16 protein-coding genes are annotated in these 15,372 nt (G+C 71.2%); 10 read left to right on the forward strand and 6 right to left on the reverse strand.

Annotated elements, in window-relative coordinates:
• Positions 1-54: 54 nt before the first annotated feature.
• Positions 55-528 carry an indole-3-glycerol phosphate synthase gene (locus tag JEQ17_RS12385; protein ID WP_200395315.1) on the reverse strand — a complete coding sequence of 158 codons (474 nt, stop codon included), beginning with the start codon at positions 526-528 and terminating at the stop codon, positions 55-57.
• 134 nt (positions 529-662) lie between these two features.
• Positions 663-1,496 (reverse strand): pyrimidine reductase family protein, encoded by an 834-nt coding sequence (locus JEQ17_RS12390; RefSeq protein ID WP_200395316.1) that lies wholly within the window; start codon positions 1,494-1,496, stop codon positions 663-665.
• 149 nt (positions 1,497-1,645) lie between these two features.
• Between JEQ17_RS12390 and zapE the strand changes: the two genes are divergently transcribed.
• From zapE to JEQ17_RS12430, 8 genes are all read left to right on the forward strand, one after another.
• Entirely contained in the window at positions 1,646-2,758 is a 1,113-nt protein-coding gene (gene zapE, locus JEQ17_RS12395) for a cell division protein ZapE (RefSeq protein ID WP_200395317.1), read from the forward strand.
• Between the two features lie 187 nt (positions 2,759-2,945).
• Positions 2,946-3,320 carry a hypothetical protein gene (locus JEQ17_RS12400; RefSeq protein WP_200395318.1) on the forward strand — a complete coding sequence of 125 codons (375 nt, stop codon included), beginning with the start codon at positions 2,946-2,948 and terminating at the stop codon, positions 3,318-3,320.
• A gap of 155 nt (positions 3,321-3,475) precedes the next feature.
• Positions 3,476-4,066, forward strand: a complete 591-nt coding sequence (locus tag JEQ17_RS12405) for a carbonic anhydrase (protein WP_200395319.1) — start codon at positions 3,476-3,478, stop codon at positions 4,064-4,066.
• Between the two features lie 50 nt (positions 4,067-4,116).
• Positions 4,117-5,568 carry a SulP family inorganic anion transporter gene (locus tag JEQ17_RS12410; RefSeq protein WP_234048169.1) on the forward strand — a complete coding sequence of 484 codons (1,452 nt, stop codon included), beginning with the start codon at positions 4,117-4,119 and terminating at the stop codon, positions 5,566-5,568.
• A gap of 160 nt (positions 5,569-5,728) precedes the next feature.
• The gene (locus tag JEQ17_RS12415) at positions 5,729-6,544 is read left to right on the forward strand and encodes a slipin family protein (RefSeq protein WP_200395321.1); all 816 of its coding nucleotides are present in this window, start codon (positions 5,729-5,731) and stop codon (positions 6,542-6,544) included.
• Positions 6,545-6,639: 95 nt separating this feature from the next.
• A complete protein-coding gene (locus JEQ17_RS12420) occupies positions 6,640-8,031 on the forward strand; it encodes a PhoX family protein (RefSeq protein WP_200395322.1) in 1,392 nt (463 codons plus the stop codon).
• Positions 8,032-8,211: 180 nt separating this feature from the next.
• Complete coding sequence (locus JEQ17_RS12425; protein WP_200395323.1) at positions 8,212-9,072, forward strand: aldo/keto reductase; 861 nt, start codon at positions 8,212-8,214, stop codon at positions 9,070-9,072.
• Positions 9,073-9,095: 23 nt separating this feature from the next.
• Positions 9,096-9,323, forward strand: a complete 228-nt coding sequence (locus JEQ17_RS12430) for a hypothetical protein (RefSeq protein ID WP_200402111.1) — start codon at positions 9,096-9,098, stop codon at positions 9,321-9,323.
• A gap of 23 nt (positions 9,324-9,346) precedes the next feature.
• On the opposite strand, the gene JEQ17_RS12435 is transcribed toward JEQ17_RS12430, so the two are convergent.
• Both JEQ17_RS12435 and JEQ17_RS12440 read right to left on the reverse strand, forming a co-directional pair.
• Complete coding sequence (locus JEQ17_RS12435) at positions 9,347-10,015, reverse strand: ABC transporter (protein WP_200395324.1); 669 nt, start codon at positions 10,013-10,015, stop codon at positions 9,347-9,349.
• On the reverse strand, positions 10,012-10,965 hold the full coding sequence (locus JEQ17_RS12440; protein ID WP_200395325.1) for an ABC transporter ATP-binding protein: 954 nt from the start codon (positions 10,963-10,965) through the stop codon (positions 10,012-10,014). The genes JEQ17_RS12435 and JEQ17_RS12440 overlap by 4 nt, the downstream gene beginning before the upstream one ends.
• A gap of 148 nt (positions 10,966-11,113) precedes the next feature.
• Between JEQ17_RS12440 and JEQ17_RS12445 the strand changes: the two genes are divergently transcribed.
• Entirely contained in the window at positions 11,114-11,893 is a 780-nt protein-coding gene (locus tag JEQ17_RS12445; RefSeq protein WP_234048170.1) for a peptidyl-tRNA hydrolase, read from the forward strand.
• Positions 11,894-11,936: 43 nt separating this feature from the next.
• Here the strand turns inward: JEQ17_RS12445 and JEQ17_RS12450 are convergent, their stop codons facing one another.
• Both JEQ17_RS12450 and JEQ17_RS12455 read right to left on the reverse strand, forming a co-directional pair.
• Positions 11,937-12,803 (reverse strand): class I SAM-dependent methyltransferase, encoded by an 867-nt coding sequence (locus tag JEQ17_RS12450; protein WP_200395326.1) that lies wholly within the window; start codon positions 12,801-12,803, stop codon positions 11,937-11,939.
• A gap of 128 nt (positions 12,804-12,931) precedes the next feature.
• A complete protein-coding gene (locus JEQ17_RS12455; protein WP_200395327.1) occupies positions 12,932-13,531 on the reverse strand; it encodes a helix-turn-helix domain-containing protein in 600 nt (199 codons plus the stop codon).
• Positions 13,532-13,711: 180 nt separating this feature from the next.
• Between JEQ17_RS12455 and JEQ17_RS12460 the strand changes: the two genes are divergently transcribed.
• Entirely contained in the window at positions 13,712-15,319 is a 1,608-nt protein-coding gene (locus tag JEQ17_RS12460) for an MFS transporter (RefSeq protein ID WP_200395328.1), read from the forward strand.
• The last annotated feature ends 53 nt before the right edge of the window (positions 15,320-15,372 follow it).

Genomic DNA, 15,372 nt, shown 5'->3' on the forward strand with positions numbered 1-15,372 from the left:
ACCGGCCCCCACGCACCCGCGGCCGAAACTCACGCACCCATCGGGAGCCCTATGTCACGACTTGCTGTGCGAGAACAGCTTCAACACCGGCACCCCCACCTTGTGCCGAGCCCGCGAGGCCCAGTCCCGGTGGAAGAACTCCTCCACGTAATGAGGATCGGTCAGCACGATGACCTCATCCGCGTCGATCTCGTCCACGAGCCCCTTGAGCGCGTCCAGCGGATGATCCTCGATCAGCCGCCCCTCCGCCCCGCTGCCCGCCGCCCGCAACGCCACCAGCGACACCTCCAGGGCCTTCTGCCCCTGGCCGACGGCCTCCTCGCCCTCGGGCGTCTCCCGCTCGCGCGCCGCCTCGTCCAGCTCGCCGAGCGCCACGTCGTCGATGGCCCGCAGCAGCCGGTCGGCCTGGTCGCCGCGGGGCTGGAGCAGCACATGGAAGGCGACTTCCTCGTCACCGTGCAAGCTGGTGACGAACTCCACGTCCGCGGACGTCAGGGCCTTCTCGATCATCAGTACGCTTGTGAACACGACAGGCGCCCTTCTCATCCGTGGGCCGTCCGTAGGCCCCTGCGGAAACCATCCTGCCCCGTAACCGCACGGGGACTGCGAGATTTAGTGTGCCCAGCGAAAGCCAAACGGAACGGATGATTCCGTCTATTTGGTCAGGTCCGACGGTAACGGCTGAACAGGAACCCGGCCTCCTCCAGCAGAGACGTCAGCTCGAAGCGCCTCGGCACGGCCACCGGAGGGCCTCCCGCGATGCGTTGGGCGTCGCCCGCGGTGAGCATCGGGGACACCGTCAGACAGAGCTCGTCGAGTACGCCGGCCGCGACCAGCTGGCCGAGCAGCCGGGGCCCGCCCTCGGTCAGGAGCCGGTACAGGCCCCGCTCGGCGAGTTCCCGTACGGCCCGGGCCGGGTCCACGCCCATGCCGTCCCCGGCGATCACGACCTGCGCGCCGGCCTTCTCGGCGGCGGCGATCCGGTCGGGGGCCGCCGCGGCGCCCGTGAGCACGAGCGTGGGGACCAGGGGCGAGGTGAAGAGCGGCAGCGAGAAGTCCAGGTCCAGGCTCGCGCTGACCACCGCGATCGCCGGGGCCGGGCCCTGACCCGCCGCCTCGCGGAGCGCGGCGAAGTCCTCCCGCGCGCGTGCCGGGCGGTAACCCTCCTGGCGTACCGTTTCCGCACCCACCACCACGGCGTCCGCGAGCGCCCGCAACGTACCGAAGATCCGCATGTCGGCGGCGCTGGAAATGGGCTGCGAACGCCCGTCGTGCTGGGCGGCTCCGTCGAGCGTCGACACCATGTTGGCCCGCAGCCAGGGCCGCGGCTCAGCGGCCCCCGCGCGCCCCGAGGCATCCGGCGAAGCCGACGACGGATAGGCATAAGCCTCCGCCAACTCCTCCAGGGCCCACTCGCGGTCCGCCCCCTCCATGCCAGGGCCCCCACCCGAGTCCCGGGCTGCTGTCTCGTCGGTCACAGGGAACAGGCGTCGCATGTCGTGCAGTCTGGCACGGCCCTCAGGGCCTGTCGTCAAAGGTGACGTCTGCCTCGCGGCGCCTTGCGATCGCACGCACCAGGCGCCGCGAGGCCCGCCCTCCGGGCGGACGACGCCACCTTTGACGACAGGCCCTAGAGTGGGGAACCGTGTCGACCTCCCCCTCTGCCCCCGGTCTCGGTTCCATAGCCGACGCGGCCCCGTCGTCCCTGTGTGCCCGTGAGCCGCGTGTTCCCGCGGATCGGCTGGTCGCCGAGATGGTGCCGCCGCCGCGGTTCGACTCGGTCCGCTTCGATACGTACATTCCGGACCCGAACCAGCCCAGCCAGACCGAGGCCGTCCACGTCCTGGACGCCTTCGCGGCGGGGCTCGGCGGGGCGCAGACCGCCGGCTCCGGCAAACGCGGTTTTCTCGGCTTCGGGAAGAAGGCGGCGAAGACCCCGGCCGGCCCCCGCGGTGTCTACCTCGACGGCGGCTACGGCGTCGGCAAGACGCACCTGCTCGCCTCCCTCTGGCACGCGACCCCCGCCGAGCCCTCCCTCAAGGCCTTCGGCACGTTCGTGGAGCTGACGAACCTGGTCGGCGCCCTCGGCTTCCAGCAGACCGTGCAGACACTGAGCGGCCACCGGCTGCTCTGCATCGACGAGTTCGAACTCGACGACCCCGGCGACACCGTCCTCGTGTCCAGCCTGCTCGGCCGGCTTGTCGAGGCGGGTGTGGCACTGGCCGCGACCTCCAACACGCTGCCGGGCAAGCTCGGCGAGGGCCGGTTCGCCTCGGTCGACTTCCTGCGCGAGATCCAGGGCCTGTCGGCGCACTTCCGGTCGCTGCGCATCGACGGCGAGGACTACCGCCACCGCGGACTGCCCGAGGCCCCGGACCCGTACTCCGACGAGCAGGTCGCCAAGGCCGCGTACGCGACACCGGGGGCCTCGCTCGACGACTTCCCGCATCTGCTCGACCATCTGGCCCGGGTCCACCCCAGCCGGTACGGCGCGCTGACCGACGGGATCACGGCAGTCTGCCTCACGGACGTCAAGCCGGTCCCGGACCAGTCGACCGCGCTGCGGCTCGTCGTGCTCGCCGACCGTCTGTACGACCGCGAGGTGCCGGTACTCGCCTCGGGGATGCCCTTCGACCGGCTGTTCAGCGAGGAGATGCTGAACGGCGGCTACCGCAAGAAGTACTTCCGCGCGATCTCCCGGCTCACGGCGCTCGCGCGGGACGCGAAGGACCTCGTCGGGACGCGAAGGGCTTCGTGAAGGACCTCGGGAAGGGCTGATCCAACCGCCGTTCCCCAGCCGGTTTCCGGCCTGCTTGCGATGCTCTTCGGCCCACTTCAGGCTCTCTTCAGGGTGAAACGTTAAGTTAACCCTGCAAACAACTTCACCCGTTAACGTTCATGTTGACGTGAGAGCACTTGACCCGAAGCCGGCCGAGAGGAGGCGCATGTTACGAGGTACGACGGCCCGGACCCTGTTCACCGTTCTCGCCGCCGTCCTGCTCGCCCTGCAACTCTCCGCCCCGGCTTCGGCGTTCGCTTCCGCGCACACGGCACCTGTCACGGGGCCCAAGAGCAAGGCCGAGTTCGTCACCTGTGGCGAGGCCCTGCACCCGGGCAGCCCGACGGGTCCCCTGCGGACCCGTGACCGGATCCGCGTCGCGGACCACGTCCCCCAGTCACCCGCGCGTCCACTGCTCTGCAAGGACCCCGCGACCCATCACGACGACCCGTCGCACCTCGCCGCTCCCGCGGCGCACCACCGTACGACGAGATCGTCGACAGCCCATTCCGCGGCGGCACTTCAAGTGTTCCGCTGCTGACCCGACCCCCACCGGGCACGAAGCGACTCCGACCTGACCCACCCTCACCACGCCACGTCCGCCGAGCGCGTCGACGTGGGGTCATGTCGCCGTACCCGCATGCGCTCCGTTTTGTACACCGACGCGCCCTGTGGCGCGCCAGGAGGAACTGACACATGCAGCCCCTCATCGATCACGCACGCTCCTTCCGCAAGCAGTCCGAGGACCGCCCGGAGGAGTTCGCCCGTCTCGCCGAAGGCCAGTCCCCGCAGGTCCTGTTCATCACCTGCTCCGACTCCCGGGTCGTCCCGGCCCTGATCACCGGAGCCCGGCCCGGTGAACTCTTCGAACTGCGCACGGCGGGCAACATCGTCCCCCCGCACACATCCGCACAGCCCACCAGCGAGGCGGCCACCATCGAGTACGCGGTGGAGGTGCTCGGGGTCACGGACATCGTCGTCTGCGGCCACTCCCACTGCGGTGCCGTCGGCGCGCTGGTACGCGGCGACGACCTGACCGCCGTACCCGCCGTACGCGACTGGCTCGCGCACTCCACTCCCCGGCCCGAAGGCGCCGTCGGGGACCCGGCCGTCACCGAGGCGGTGCAGAGCCACATACTCACCCAGCTCCTGCGACTGCGCTCCTACCCGTGCGTGGCACGGCGTCTGACGCATGGTCAACTCCGCCTGCGCGGCTGGTTCTACGAGGTGCACACCGGCTCCGTACTGGAGCACGACGTGCACACCGACTCCTTCAAGGGGCTGTGAGCAACGCGATGGGCACCCCCACAAGCAACCGAACGAGTACAAGCAACCGAATGAAGTTCCCCCATCTGCGGCAGGACTTCGCCGCCTCGCTCGTCGTCTTCCTCGTCGCCCTGCCGTTGTGCGTGGGCGTGGCGGTGGCGTCGGGCGTGCCCGCCGAACTCGGCCTGGTCACCGGCATCGTGGGCGGCCTCGTCACCGGTCTGCTGCCCGGCAGCAGTCTGCAGGTGTCGGGCCCGGCCGCTGGTCTGACCGTGCTGGTCTTCGAGGCGGTGTCCGAGTACGGACTGGCCGTGCTCGGAGTCATCGTGCTGGCCACGGGTCTCATCCAACTCGCCATGGGCGCCCTGAAGTTGGGGCGCTACTTCCGGGCCATCTCGGTGGCCGTCGTCGAGGGCATGCTGGCCGGGATCGGGCTCGTCCTGATCGCCGGGCAGCTCTACTCGGTGGCGGGCGCGGAGGCGCCCGCCTCGGGGCTGGGCAAGCTGGCCGGACTGCCGGGACTGATCGCCGACTCCGCCGGGTCCGCCGAGGCACTGGCCTCGTTCGGCCTCGGAGCCGGCACCATCGCGGTGCTGGTGCTCTGGAAGCACCTGCCGAAGAAGGTGCGTACGGTCCCGGGGGCGCTCGGCGCGGTCGCGCTGGCCACGCTCGTGACGCTCGCGTTCGGCCTGCCCGTGGCGACCGTCGAGGTGAAGGGTCTGCTCGACTCGATCCAGCTGCCGGGCTTCGAGTCCGTCGGCGAGCTGGCGAGCGTCGGCGTGCTCGGCACGGTGGTGGCCTTCGTGCTGATCGCCTCGGCGGAGTCGCTGTTCAGCGCCGCCGCCGTGGACCGGCTGCACGACGGACCGCGTACCGAGTACGACAAGGAGCTGATGGCGCAGGGCGCGGGCAACACGGTCTGCGGGCTGCTCGGCGCGCTGCCGATGACCGCGGTGATCGTGCGCAGCGCGGCGAACGTGCAGGCGGGCGCGCGGACGAAGGCGTCCCGGGTCATGCACGGCCTGTGGCTGCTGCTGTTCGCGGCGCTGCTGCCGGCCGTGCTCGCCTACATTCCGCTGCCGGCCCTCGCGGGCATCCTGGTGCACGCGGGCTGGAAGCTGATTCCGCTGCGCGGGATCGTGTCGCTGTGGCGCGAGCACCGGGGCGAGGCACTGATCCTGGTCGTCACGGCCGTGTCGATCGTCGCGATCAGCATGTTCGAGGGTGTCCTGATCGGGCTCGCCCTCGCGGTCGCCAAGACGGCCTGGGAGGCGTCGCACCTCAAGCTGGAGGTCATCGACAAGGGGGCGGGCCCCGTGCAGGCGTATCTGTCGGGCAACGCCACCTTCCTGCGGCTGCCGAAGATCCTCGACAACCTGGAGGCGCTGCCCCAGGACCGGCCGGTCGAGCTGGACCTGTCGGGGCTGCACCACCTGGACCACGCGTGCCGGACGGCCCTGGAGAACTGGGCCGAGCGGCACAGTGCGACGGGCACGGAGCCGGTGAAGGTCACGGCTCCCTAGCCACCTCCCGCAGTCCCCCGTAACCCCCTGAGCAGGCACGATCGGCCCGGGGCTCGACAGAGCCCCGGGCCGATCCGTTGCCGGAACCCGGGCGTATCGTTGAATTAGCCACATAAGCGGCGACCTGATCGGCAGAAGGTGTGGAAGGCAGGGGGTCGTCATGGTCGAAGAGCTTCTGATCGCGGCGGCGACGGTCGCCTCCGCCGGGGTCGTCTATGTCGCGGCGGCGGCACGGATCGTCAAGCAGTACGAACGCGGAGTGGTCCTCCGGCTCGGGCGCCTGCGCGGAGAGCCGCGCCCTCCGGGGTTCACGCTGGTGGTCCCCGGGGTCGACCGGCTGCACAAGGTGAACATGCAGATCGTGACGATGCCGGTGCCCGCGCAGGAGGGCATCACCCGGGACAACGTGACGGTGCGCGTGGACGCGGTCGTCTACTTCAAGGTGGTCGACGCGTCGAACGCGATCATCCGGGTCGAGGACTACCGCTTCGCGGTCTCGCAGATGGCGCAGACGTCTCTGCGCTCGATCATCGGCAAGAGCGACCTCGACGACCTCCTGTCCAACCGCGAGAAGCTCAACCAGGGCCTGGAGCTGATGATCGACAGCCCGGCCGTGGACTGGGGCGTGTCCATCGACCGCGTCGAGATCAAGGACGTGTCGCTGCCGGAGACGATGAAACGGTCGATGGCCCGGCAGGCGGAGGCCGACCGTGAGCGACGGGCGCGGATCATCAACGCCGACGCGGAACTCCAGGCGTCGAAGAAGCTGGCGGAGGCCGCCGGGGTGATGTCCGAACAGCCCGCCGCGCTCCAACTCCGGCTGCTGCAGACCGTGGTGGCGGTCGCCGCCGAGAAGAACTCGACGCTCGTGCTGCCCTTCCCGGTGGAGCTGCTGCGGTTCCTGGAGCGGGCCCAGCAGCCGAACGAACTGCACGGCCCAACTCCCCCGCCATCCGGGTCATCTGACGCTGCGTGAGAACGCCACGCTACGCGCGTGGTTCACGTGTCTGTTGCTGCGTGATACACACAGGCGGGTCACATTCTCCTGTCCGCCAACAGGAAGGCTGCCCCATGTCCGCAACACGACGCGAGGTGCTCGCCCGCTCCGGTGCCCTGGGAGTGGGCATCGCGTTCACAGGAGCCATGTCGGAGCTCTTCACCGGCACGGCCACCGCGCTGGGCCACACCGGATACGGCCCCCTGGTCCCCGACCCGGACGGCCTGCTGGATCTGCCCGAGGGTTTCCGCTACCGGGTGCTCTCCCGCGAGGGCGACCAACTGCGCTCCGGCGAGGGCCGGGTGCCGAGCAACCACGACGGCATGGCCGCGTTCGCCGGGCGGTCCGGCTCCGGCTCCGGCGACAGACACGGTGGCCGTGTGGTCCACCTGGTCCGCAACCACGAGAACCGCAACACCGGCCGTATCCCGGTCCCGACCATCGAGGGCCTCACCTACGACCCGATGGGCAAGGGCGGCTGTACGTCGCTGACGGTCGACTCCCGCGGAAACGTGCTCGACGAGCGGGTCGCGATCGCCGGTACGGCCGTCAACTGCGCGGGCGGGCCCACCCCTTGGGGAACCTGGCTCACCTGCGAGGAGACCGAGGACAAGGCCGGCACGAACGGCTACACCAAGGACCACGGCTTCATCTTCGAGGTCGACCCGGCGCATCCGCACCGCACGGGCGCGGTGCCCCTCACCGCGATGGGCCGCTTCCAGCACGAGGCGATCGCTGTCGACCCGAAGCGCGGCATCGTCTACGAGACCGAGGACGCCTTCGAGAGGCCCTTCGGTCTCTTCTACCGTTTCCTGCCCAACAAGCCCGAGGGCGGCCGCGGTTCACTCCGCGCGGGCGGCCGGCTCCAGGCGATGCGTGTACCGGACGTACCGGATCTCTCCTCGATCCAGGAGACGGGCGCGACCTTCGACCGTGTCGAGTGGGTGGACGTCCCGGACCCGCTCGCCGCCCAAACCGCCATCCGCTTCCAGGACTTCGGCCCCAAGGGCATCACGCACGCCCAGAAGCTGGAGGGCTGCTACTGGGGCGGCAGGTCGGTCTACTTCGTCTCGTCGTTCGCCCACAGCAGCGAGGGTTCGGCCGCGGACCACTTCGGCCAGATCTGGCGGTACGACCCCGACGCCCGCCGGCTCACCCTGGTGATCGTCTTCGGCCCCGACACCGACGTACAGCTGCCCGGCGAATCCCCCGACAACATCTGCCTCGCGCCCAGCGGCGGCCTGATGGTCTGCGAGGACGGCGGGGGCGTACAGCACGTGTACGGCGTGACGCGGCGCGGCGAGGTGTACGCGATGGCCCGCAACCGGCAGAACATCGGCACGCCGGAGGAACCGGAGTGGGGTGAGTTCGCGGGCGTCACGTTCTCGCCGGACGGCAGGACGATGTACGTGAACTGCTACACGCCCGGGACGACGTTCGCGGTGACGGGCCCCTGGCGGAGGTAGCTCCGCGCCCGCCGGGCAGGCGGCTCGGCCGACGGGAGGGGTGGGACACGGACAGCGGGTCCCACCCCGACCGGATTCATCACCGTCACCGCTGAAAGCGATCGGATTCTCTTGTTGGACGGCTAAAAGGTGACGGTGGAGGCTGGGGCGTACCGAATGAACCCCCCAGGAGGAACCTCCATGCAGACACGCACCGTCGGTGACGTCCAGGTCGGAGCTATCGGTCTGGGCGGTATGCCGATGTCCATCGAGGGGCGCCCCGACGAGCAGCGTTCGGTCGCGACCGTCCACGCCGCGCTGGAGGCCGGCGTGACGCTGATCGACACCGCGGACGCCTATCACCGGGACAGCAACGAGGTCGGTCACAACGAGTCGCTGATCGCCCGCGCGGTGGCCGAGTACGGCGGCGACACCTCGGACGTGCTGATCGCGACGAAGGGCGGTCATCTGCGTCCGGGCGACGGCTCCTGGACGCTGAACGGCTCGCCGGAGTACCTGAAGAAGGCCTGCGACGCGTCGCTGGAGCGGCTCGGAGTCGAGGCCATCGGGCTCTACCAGTTCCACCGGCCCGACCCGCGCGTCCCCTACGACGAGTCGGTCGGCGCGATCCGCGATCTGCTGGACGCGGGCAAGATCCGCTTCGCGGGTATCTCCAACGCCAGTCCCGACCGGATCCGGCTGGCCAACGAGATCCTCGGCGGCCGGCTGGTCAGCGTGCAGAACCAGTTCTCGCCGGCCTTCCGTTCCAGCGAGCCCGAGTTGGAGCTCTGCGCGGAACTGGGCATCGCGTTCCTGCCGTGGAGCCCGCTGGGCGGCATCTCGAACGCCGGCGCGCTGGGTTCGCGGTACGCCGCGTTCGCGGACGTGGCCCGGGCCCACGGCGTGAGCCCGCAGCAGGTCTGCCTGGCCTGGATGCTCGCGAAGGCACCGGTGGTGATCCCGATCCCGGGCTCCTCCCGCCCCGAAACCATCCGCGACTCGGTCGCGGCGGCGGAACTGAAGCTGTCCGCGGAGGAACAGGCACGGCTCGACGCGGCGTGAGGGGGCGCGCCTACCCTGAAGTCATGAGCGACCATTCGGACACCGAGCACCCCGCGCCCCGTGAGGGGCGCGGGGAACTGCGCGACCAGCCCCCACCGGCCGGCACCTCACCCACCGGCCTCCCCCCGGAGGGCGTCGCCGAGTGCGTCCTCTGCCAGAAGCCCACGGAGTACCCGGAGTCCCAGAAGGGCATCACCCTGTGCCCCGTCTGCGAGTGGCAGGAGGCCCAACGCACGGCCTGCTCCGGGTGAGGCCGATCAACCAGGCCGGTTGATCAGCCTCGGCGAGTGGTGAGCGCGCAGGCCACGGCGACGGCCCCCGCCGCCATCGCGCCGGCGACGAACAACGGCAACACCGGCGCCGGTACGACCCCCGCCTGCGACCCCGTCACCAGCTCGGTGACCGCCACACGGGCCGGTGACCCCGTCACCACCAGCGCCAGCACCGCCGCGAGCAGCATCGCCGGGACCGCCCGCCCGGTCGACCGCAGCAGCGGCCGGGTCGTAAGGGCTCCGACAGCCGTGCCGAGCAGGGCGCAGACGAGCGCGGCCAGCAGCCCGGCGCCGCCCGCCGGTACGACGGGCACGGGCGTCCGGTGGTCCGTGCTCGCCGGATCGCTGACCACGCTCACGACGACCGTCGCCACCACCCCGAGCAACGCCGCCGCCCCGAACGCGACGAGCAGACAGGCGAGATGAGCCCGCGCGGGCCCGGCCGCCGCACCCACACAACTCCGGGCGGCGGGCGGCTCGTTGGTGGCGCAGATCCGTACGAGCCAGGCCGCGACGGGGAGCACGGCGGCGGCCGCGTAACCGAGCGAGTCCAGCACCGGCTGGCCGGTCTGGACGCCGATCCCCAGAACCGCCGCGTACAGGATGACCGGCGGCAGCCAGCGCTGGGAGCGCAGCAGGAGCGCGGCCTGATAGCGGAGGAGCGCGGTCATGAACGGACCTCGGCGTCGACATCGGCGGCGGCCTCAACAGCCTTAGCGGCAGGGACTGTTGGCAGTACCACGACCGCGGGTGACTCCTCCCCAACGCTCACCACATGCCACGCCGGTCGGGCCGTCAGCAGAGTCCTGAGCAGGGTGTCCGAGTGCGTCTCGGGGACGGTGAGGCGGAGCCTTCCGAGGGCGGGGCCGGGGCCAGGTCCAGGGCCGGGCTCCTCGACGGAGACCGCCAAGCGGGTCGCCTCCGCGGGCGGCTCGGCGTCCGGCGGCCCCTGTACCTCGACCACCACGTACGTCTCCTCCCTCTGCGCCGAACTCCCCTCGACCGTACGGACGTTGCCGTCCATGACCGCGTACGTCACGTCCGGTGCCCCCGCCAGCCGTCGCGGGTCGTGGTCGACGAACACCACCGTGCCGCCCGCGGCCCTGCGCTCCAGCACCGCCCGCTCCAGTTCCGTACGGGCGGCGGTGTCGAGGCCGGTCCATGCCTCGTCGAGGACGAGGAGTTCCGGTTCGGCGAGCAGGGCCTGGGCGATCGCGACCTTCTGGCTGCTGCCCTTGGAGAGTTCAGACATGGGCGTACGGGCGTACTCGACGGCGCCCAGCCGTTCCAGCCACTCGACGGCGGCCCGGGCGGCCTCCCCACGGGACAGGCCGTGGACGCTGCCGAGGTGGATGAGATAGCCGGCCGCGGTGAAGGGGAGGGCGGCCGGGAAGCGCTCGGGGACGTACGCGGTGCGGGGGCGGCCCGTGACGCGGCCCTCGGTGGGGGCGTCGATCCCGGCGAGCAGGCGCAACAGGGTCGACTTGCCGGTGCCGTTGGCGCCCTCGATCCGCGTCAGGGTGCCCGGGGCCAGCGTGAGGTCGACGCCGCGCAGCACCCATGGGGCGCCCCCGCGACCGTACCGGCGGCCGACGCTCTCCAGCAGCAACTCGCGATTCATGCGCCCCATCCTCGCGCGGACGTTCGCGCGAGCGCAGAGGAACCGGCCAGAGGGGCCGGTCGGAGGAACCGGTCAGGGGATTCCTCGGCGGAACCGTCCCCAGGCACCGTTCCGAGGAACCGATCTTCCGCCTGGCAGACTGGAGGACGTGAGCAGCGACCAGACGACAGCCTCCGGTGCCGACGCCGGGAACACCCCGCAGGACAGCCCCTTCCGGCATGAGCGGACCGCCCGCGACGAGGCACCGCAGTACGTGCTGCCCCTGGTCGTCCGTATCGAGCGGAACGAACCGCCGGGGCGTACGGACGCGCTGGAGACCGCGGCCCGTGCCGTCCTGGTGATGCTCGGCGACGAGCGGTCGCTGGGGGACGGGGAGTGGGCGCAGGCGATGCGGGACTGGCAGGACGCCCGGATCCGCAAGGTCGTCCGGCGGGCGCGCGGCGCCGAGTGGCGGCGGGCCGAGGCGCTGCCCGGCCTCACCGTCACCGGAAAGTCGGCCGAGGTCCGGGTCTTCCCGCCGGTCCCGCTCGACGGCTGGCCCAAGGACCTGGCGCGTCTCCAGGTCTCCGGCACGGACCTGGACGACCCGGAGCCGCCGGGAGACGCCGACCCGGCGGCGCCCGTGCTCTGGATGAACCCGGACCTGGAGATGTCGGCCGGCAAGTCGATGGCCCAGGCGGGCCACGGCGCCCAACTGGCCTGGTGGGAGCTGTCGGACGAGGAGCGCACGGCCTGGCGCGAGGCGGGCTTCCCCCTCACGGTCCGCACCGCCGATCCCGCCCGGTGGGCCGAGCTCACCACGAGCGGACTTCCGCTGGTGCGCGACGCGGGCTTCACGGAGATCGCGCCGGGGACAACCGTCGCCGTCGAGGGATACGACCGCGTCGGCGCCCTCCTGCCGGACCACGCCCGCCGGTCGGCCGACTAGGACACTCGCCTCCCCGCCCCCGGCCGACTCCGGGACCGTGAGGTCAGGTGCGGCGTGCTGCCCACACCGTGCGCTCGGTGCGCACGCCGAGGTCGGTGCGGCGCAGGACGCTGTGCGGGCCGTCGATGTCGAGGAGCTGATCGAGAGCGGTCAGGTCCTCGGACGTCAGGGCGGACGCCGCCCTGACGCGCATGCGGCGCAGACCGCCGAGCGCGTAGCGGCCCACCGCGTCGGTGTGGGCCTGGCCGATGTCGACCGTGACGGTGCGTTCGCCCTCGACTGTGAAGCCCGCTTCCGTCAGCTTGGTTCCCCAGTCGGCGCCGCGGTGGGGTACCTGCTCGGCGTGGTGGTGGTCGAGTACGGCATGGCAGCGCTCCTCAAGGCCGGGAGCCTCTTTGGGGGCACCCGCGGGCAGGAACCGTGGGAAGCCCGCCAGTTCGACGACGGCGAACAGTCCGCCCGGTGCGAGCAGGTCGTGGACCTGGCGCAGGGTGCGGTCGGGGTCGGACATGTGGTGCATGGAGGCCGATGCCCAGACCAGCTCCGGCGTGCCGAGGCCGGGCCACGCCGTCGCGTCGAGGTCGGCCTGCACGACGCGCAGGCGGCCGCCCGCTCCGGCTGCGTCTGCTTTCGCCGACAGGCGCCGCAGGTGGGCGGCCGAGACGTCGACCGCCGTCACCTCCGCCCCGGGAAAGCGATCGAGCAGGGCGAGGCTGCCGGCTCCGGTTCCGCAGCCCAGATCCACGATGCGGCGGGGGCCCGTCCCGACGGGCAGCCAGGCGGTGATGGACGCGATGTGTTCGGCGAGTACTTCCGCATCCAGGTCGAGGATCTCCGAGTGGTCGCCTGCGCCGTGCTCGTGCTCGTGCTCGTGGACATGGTGCGCTGTGTGCGGGGAGGGGTGGCTCATGCGGCCAAGCTAGGCGGGCCGTTCGCGTGTGACCTGGTGGTTTCCGGAATGCGCAAGACGATGACCCGCTGAACTGCGGGACACGCAAACGGCCACCGCCACCGCCACCGCCAGAGCCAGAGCCACCGTCACAGTGACGGAGACGAGCGGTTCGCCTTCCCCGCGTCCTCGCCGCGCTGGTGCCCGCGACGGGCATCGCGGTCGAAGATGCCGAGGATCTCGCACGGTCCGCCCTCGGCGCCGATGGCGTGCGGCAGCATCGTGGTGAACTCCGCCGCCTGGTTCGTCTCGATCCGCAGGCGCCGGTTGCCCAGCAGCAGGATCGCGGTGCCGGAGAGCACGACGAGCCATTCGCGGCCCGGGTGGGCGCGCATCCGCGAGGGATTGTCGGGCGGCGGATCGGTCATGCGCTGGCGTACGACGGTCATGCCGGGCTCCGCCTTGATGAGCCAGCGCATCAGCCCGTGGGCCGCGTCGATCATCGGGTTGGAGACGACGTCGTCCGTGGCCGTCTCGACCAGCTGGTCGAGGGAGGTGTCCAGGGCGCGGGCCAGGGTGACGAGCTGGTCCAGGGCCAGGCGGCGCTGACCGGTCTCGATGCGGCTGAGCGTGGACTGGCTGACCTGGGCGCGGGTGGCCAGCTCCTCCAGGGACCAGCCCTGTGCCACGCGGAGGGCGCGGATGCGTTTGCGCACCAGGCTGTCCAGCTCGCCATTGTCTTGCGTCATAGGCAACATCGTATGCCCGCACAGCAAGAAGCGCTTAGCGTCGTTCGTGTCCGGCCCCGCGGCCCGCAAGGACTGGGCCCACTCCTGTCACCCATCACCCTTGGCGCTCCGGCGCCGATGTCCGCATGCCCTGCCGGGCTCATGCCCGCATGCCCTCTTGAGAAGAATCCCGAGGAATCCATGAGTACGAACCAGGCTCCCGAAGCGAGCCCCGACCCAAGCGGCGCCCGCGCCCCGCACGAGGTCGTACCCGACGCTCGTCAACGTCGCACGATCCTGATCGCCGTCTGTGTCGCGCTGATGGCCGTCATCGCGTCGGTGTCCGGGCTCAATGTCGCCCAGCCCGACCTCGCCGTCGCCTTCGACGCCTCCCAGAGCACGGTCCTGTGGATCATCAACATCTACACGCTGAGCCTGGCCGCGCTCCTGTTGCCGCTGGGCGCGATCGGCGACCGCTTCGGCCGCAAGCCCATGCTGCTCAGCGGCCTGACGGTGTTCGGCGTCGCGAGTGCGGTGGCGGGCCTGGCCCAGTCGACCGAGATCATGCTCGCCGCTCGGCTGCTCAGCGGAGTGGGCGCGGCGATGATCATGCCGATCACCCTCGCCGTCATCACCTCGACCTTCCCCAAGGAGGAACGGGGACGGGCGATCGGCGTGTGGACCGGTGTGGCCGGCGGTGGCGGCATCCTGGGCATGTTCCTCTCGGCCGCGCTGGTCGACGCGGTGAGCTGGCGGTGGCTGTTCGTCCTGCCCATCGCACTCGTCGTCGTCGCCCTCGCCATGACATTGCGGTCCGTCCCCAACTCCCGCGAGAGGTCCGGGCACGCTTTCGACACCGTCGGCGCGCTGACGTCCGTCGTCGCGGTGGTCGGGCTCATCTTCGTCCTCCAGGAAGGTCCCGAGCGAGGCTGGACCGCCCCCGCGACCCTGGTCGGCCTGGTCGTCGGAGCGATCGCCGCCATCGGGTTCGTGACCTGGGAACTGCGCCGTAGGGATGCCGCACTCCTGGACGTACGCCTGTTCCGCGAGCGCGGTCTGGCCGGGGGCTCGATCACGCTTCTGGTGGTCTTCGGGGTCCAGGCGGGCATCTTCGTGGTCCTCTTCCCGTTCTTCCAGGCCGTTCTCGGCTGGTCGGGGCTGCTGTCCACGCTGGCGCTGATGCCCATGGCCGTCATGATGATGATGGCCTCCGGCCTCGCCCCGCGGCTGGCCGCGCGTATCGGCCCCCGGGCGACCATGGCCACCGGCATCCTTCTGGCCGGTGCCGGTCTGGCGCTCATGGCTGCCATCGTCTCCGTCGACGGCGGCTATCTGTCCGTCCTTCCCGGGATGCTCGCCATGGGCGTCGGAATGGGCCTGTCGATGACGCCGTCCACCGAGGCCATCACCAGCGCCCTCCCGCGGGAGCGCCAGGGTGTCGCGTCCGCGCTCAACGACGTCACCCGTGAGTTCGGCACCGCGCTGGGCGTCGCCCTGCTCGGAGCACTTCTGTCCGCGGGTTACCGGAGCGCCATCGACTCCCGGCTCGCCGGCGTTCCCGAGGGCCCGGCCGACACCGCGCGCGAAGGTGTCGCCAACGCCCTCGACGCCGCGCACCTGGCCGGCCCCCAGGCGCAGGCGCTGGCCCGTGCCGCGCAGGAGTCGTTCGTCGACGGCTGGCAGAACGCCATGTGGGCAGGGGTCGCCGTCATGACCACCCTCTTCGCCTACGTCCTCGCCCGAGGACCGCAGCAGCCCACGGGCACACCGGCGAACGAACCGGAGCCGGCCGACGCGACGGCTGCGTAGCCCGGGACCACGGCGCGAAGGCCCAACCGGCGGCCGAGTATGTGAGCCCCCGG

Source organism: Streptomyces liliifuscus (genome assembly GCF_016598615.1).
Classification (GTDB): Bacteria; Actinomycetota; Actinomycetes; order Streptomycetales; family Streptomycetaceae; genus Streptomyces; species Streptomyces liliifuscus.

Excerpts from the sequence above, each read along its gene's own strand:
- JEQ17_RS12390 (WP_200395316.1), bottom strand. The coding sequence starts at position 1,496 with ATGCGACGCCTGTTCCCTGTGACCGACGAGACAGCAGCCCGGGACTCG.
- JEQ17_RS12400 (WP_200395318.1), top strand. The coding sequence starts at position 2,946 with ATGTTACGAGGTACGACGGCCCGGACCCTGTTCACCGTTCTCGCCGCC.
- JEQ17_RS12405 (WP_200395319.1), top strand. The coding sequence starts at position 3,476 with ATGCAGCCCCTCATCGATCACGCACGCTCCTTCCGCAAGCAGTCCGAG.
- JEQ17_RS12410 (WP_234048169.1), top strand. The coding sequence starts at position 4,117 with ATGAAGTTCCCCCATCTGCGGCAGGACTTCGCCGCCTCGCTCGTCGTC.
- JEQ17_RS12415 (WP_200395321.1), top strand. The coding sequence starts at position 5,729 with ATGGTCGAAGAGCTTCTGATCGCGGCGGCGACGGTCGCCTCCGCCGGG.
- JEQ17_RS12420 (WP_200395322.1), top strand. The coding sequence starts at position 6,640 with ATGTCCGCAACACGACGCGAGGTGCTCGCCCGCTCCGGTGCCCTGGGA.
- JEQ17_RS12425 (WP_200395323.1), top strand. The coding sequence starts at position 8,212 with ATGCAGACACGCACCGTCGGTGACGTCCAGGTCGGAGCTATCGGTCTG.
- JEQ17_RS12430 (WP_200402111.1), top strand. The coding sequence starts at position 9,096 with ATGAGCGACCATTCGGACACCGAGCACCCCGCGCCCCGTGAGGGGCGC.
- JEQ17_RS12435 (WP_200395324.1), bottom strand. The coding sequence starts at position 10,015 with ATGACCGCGCTCCTCCGCTATCAGGCCGCGCTCCTGCTGCGCTCCCAG.
- JEQ17_RS12440 (WP_200395325.1), bottom strand. The coding sequence starts at position 10,965 with ATGAATCGCGAGTTGCTGCTGGAGAGCGTCGGCCGCCGGTACGGTCGC.
- JEQ17_RS12450 (WP_200395326.1), bottom strand. The coding sequence starts at position 12,803 with ATGAGCCACCCCTCCCCGCACACAGCGCACCATGTCCACGAGCACGAG.
- JEQ17_RS12455 (WP_200395327.1), bottom strand. The coding sequence starts at position 13,531 with ATGACGCAAGACAATGGCGAGCTGGACAGCCTGGTGCGCAAACGCATC.
- JEQ17_RS12460 (WP_200395328.1), top strand. The coding sequence starts at position 13,712 with ATGAGTACGAACCAGGCTCCCGAAGCGAGCCCCGACCCAAGCGGCGCC.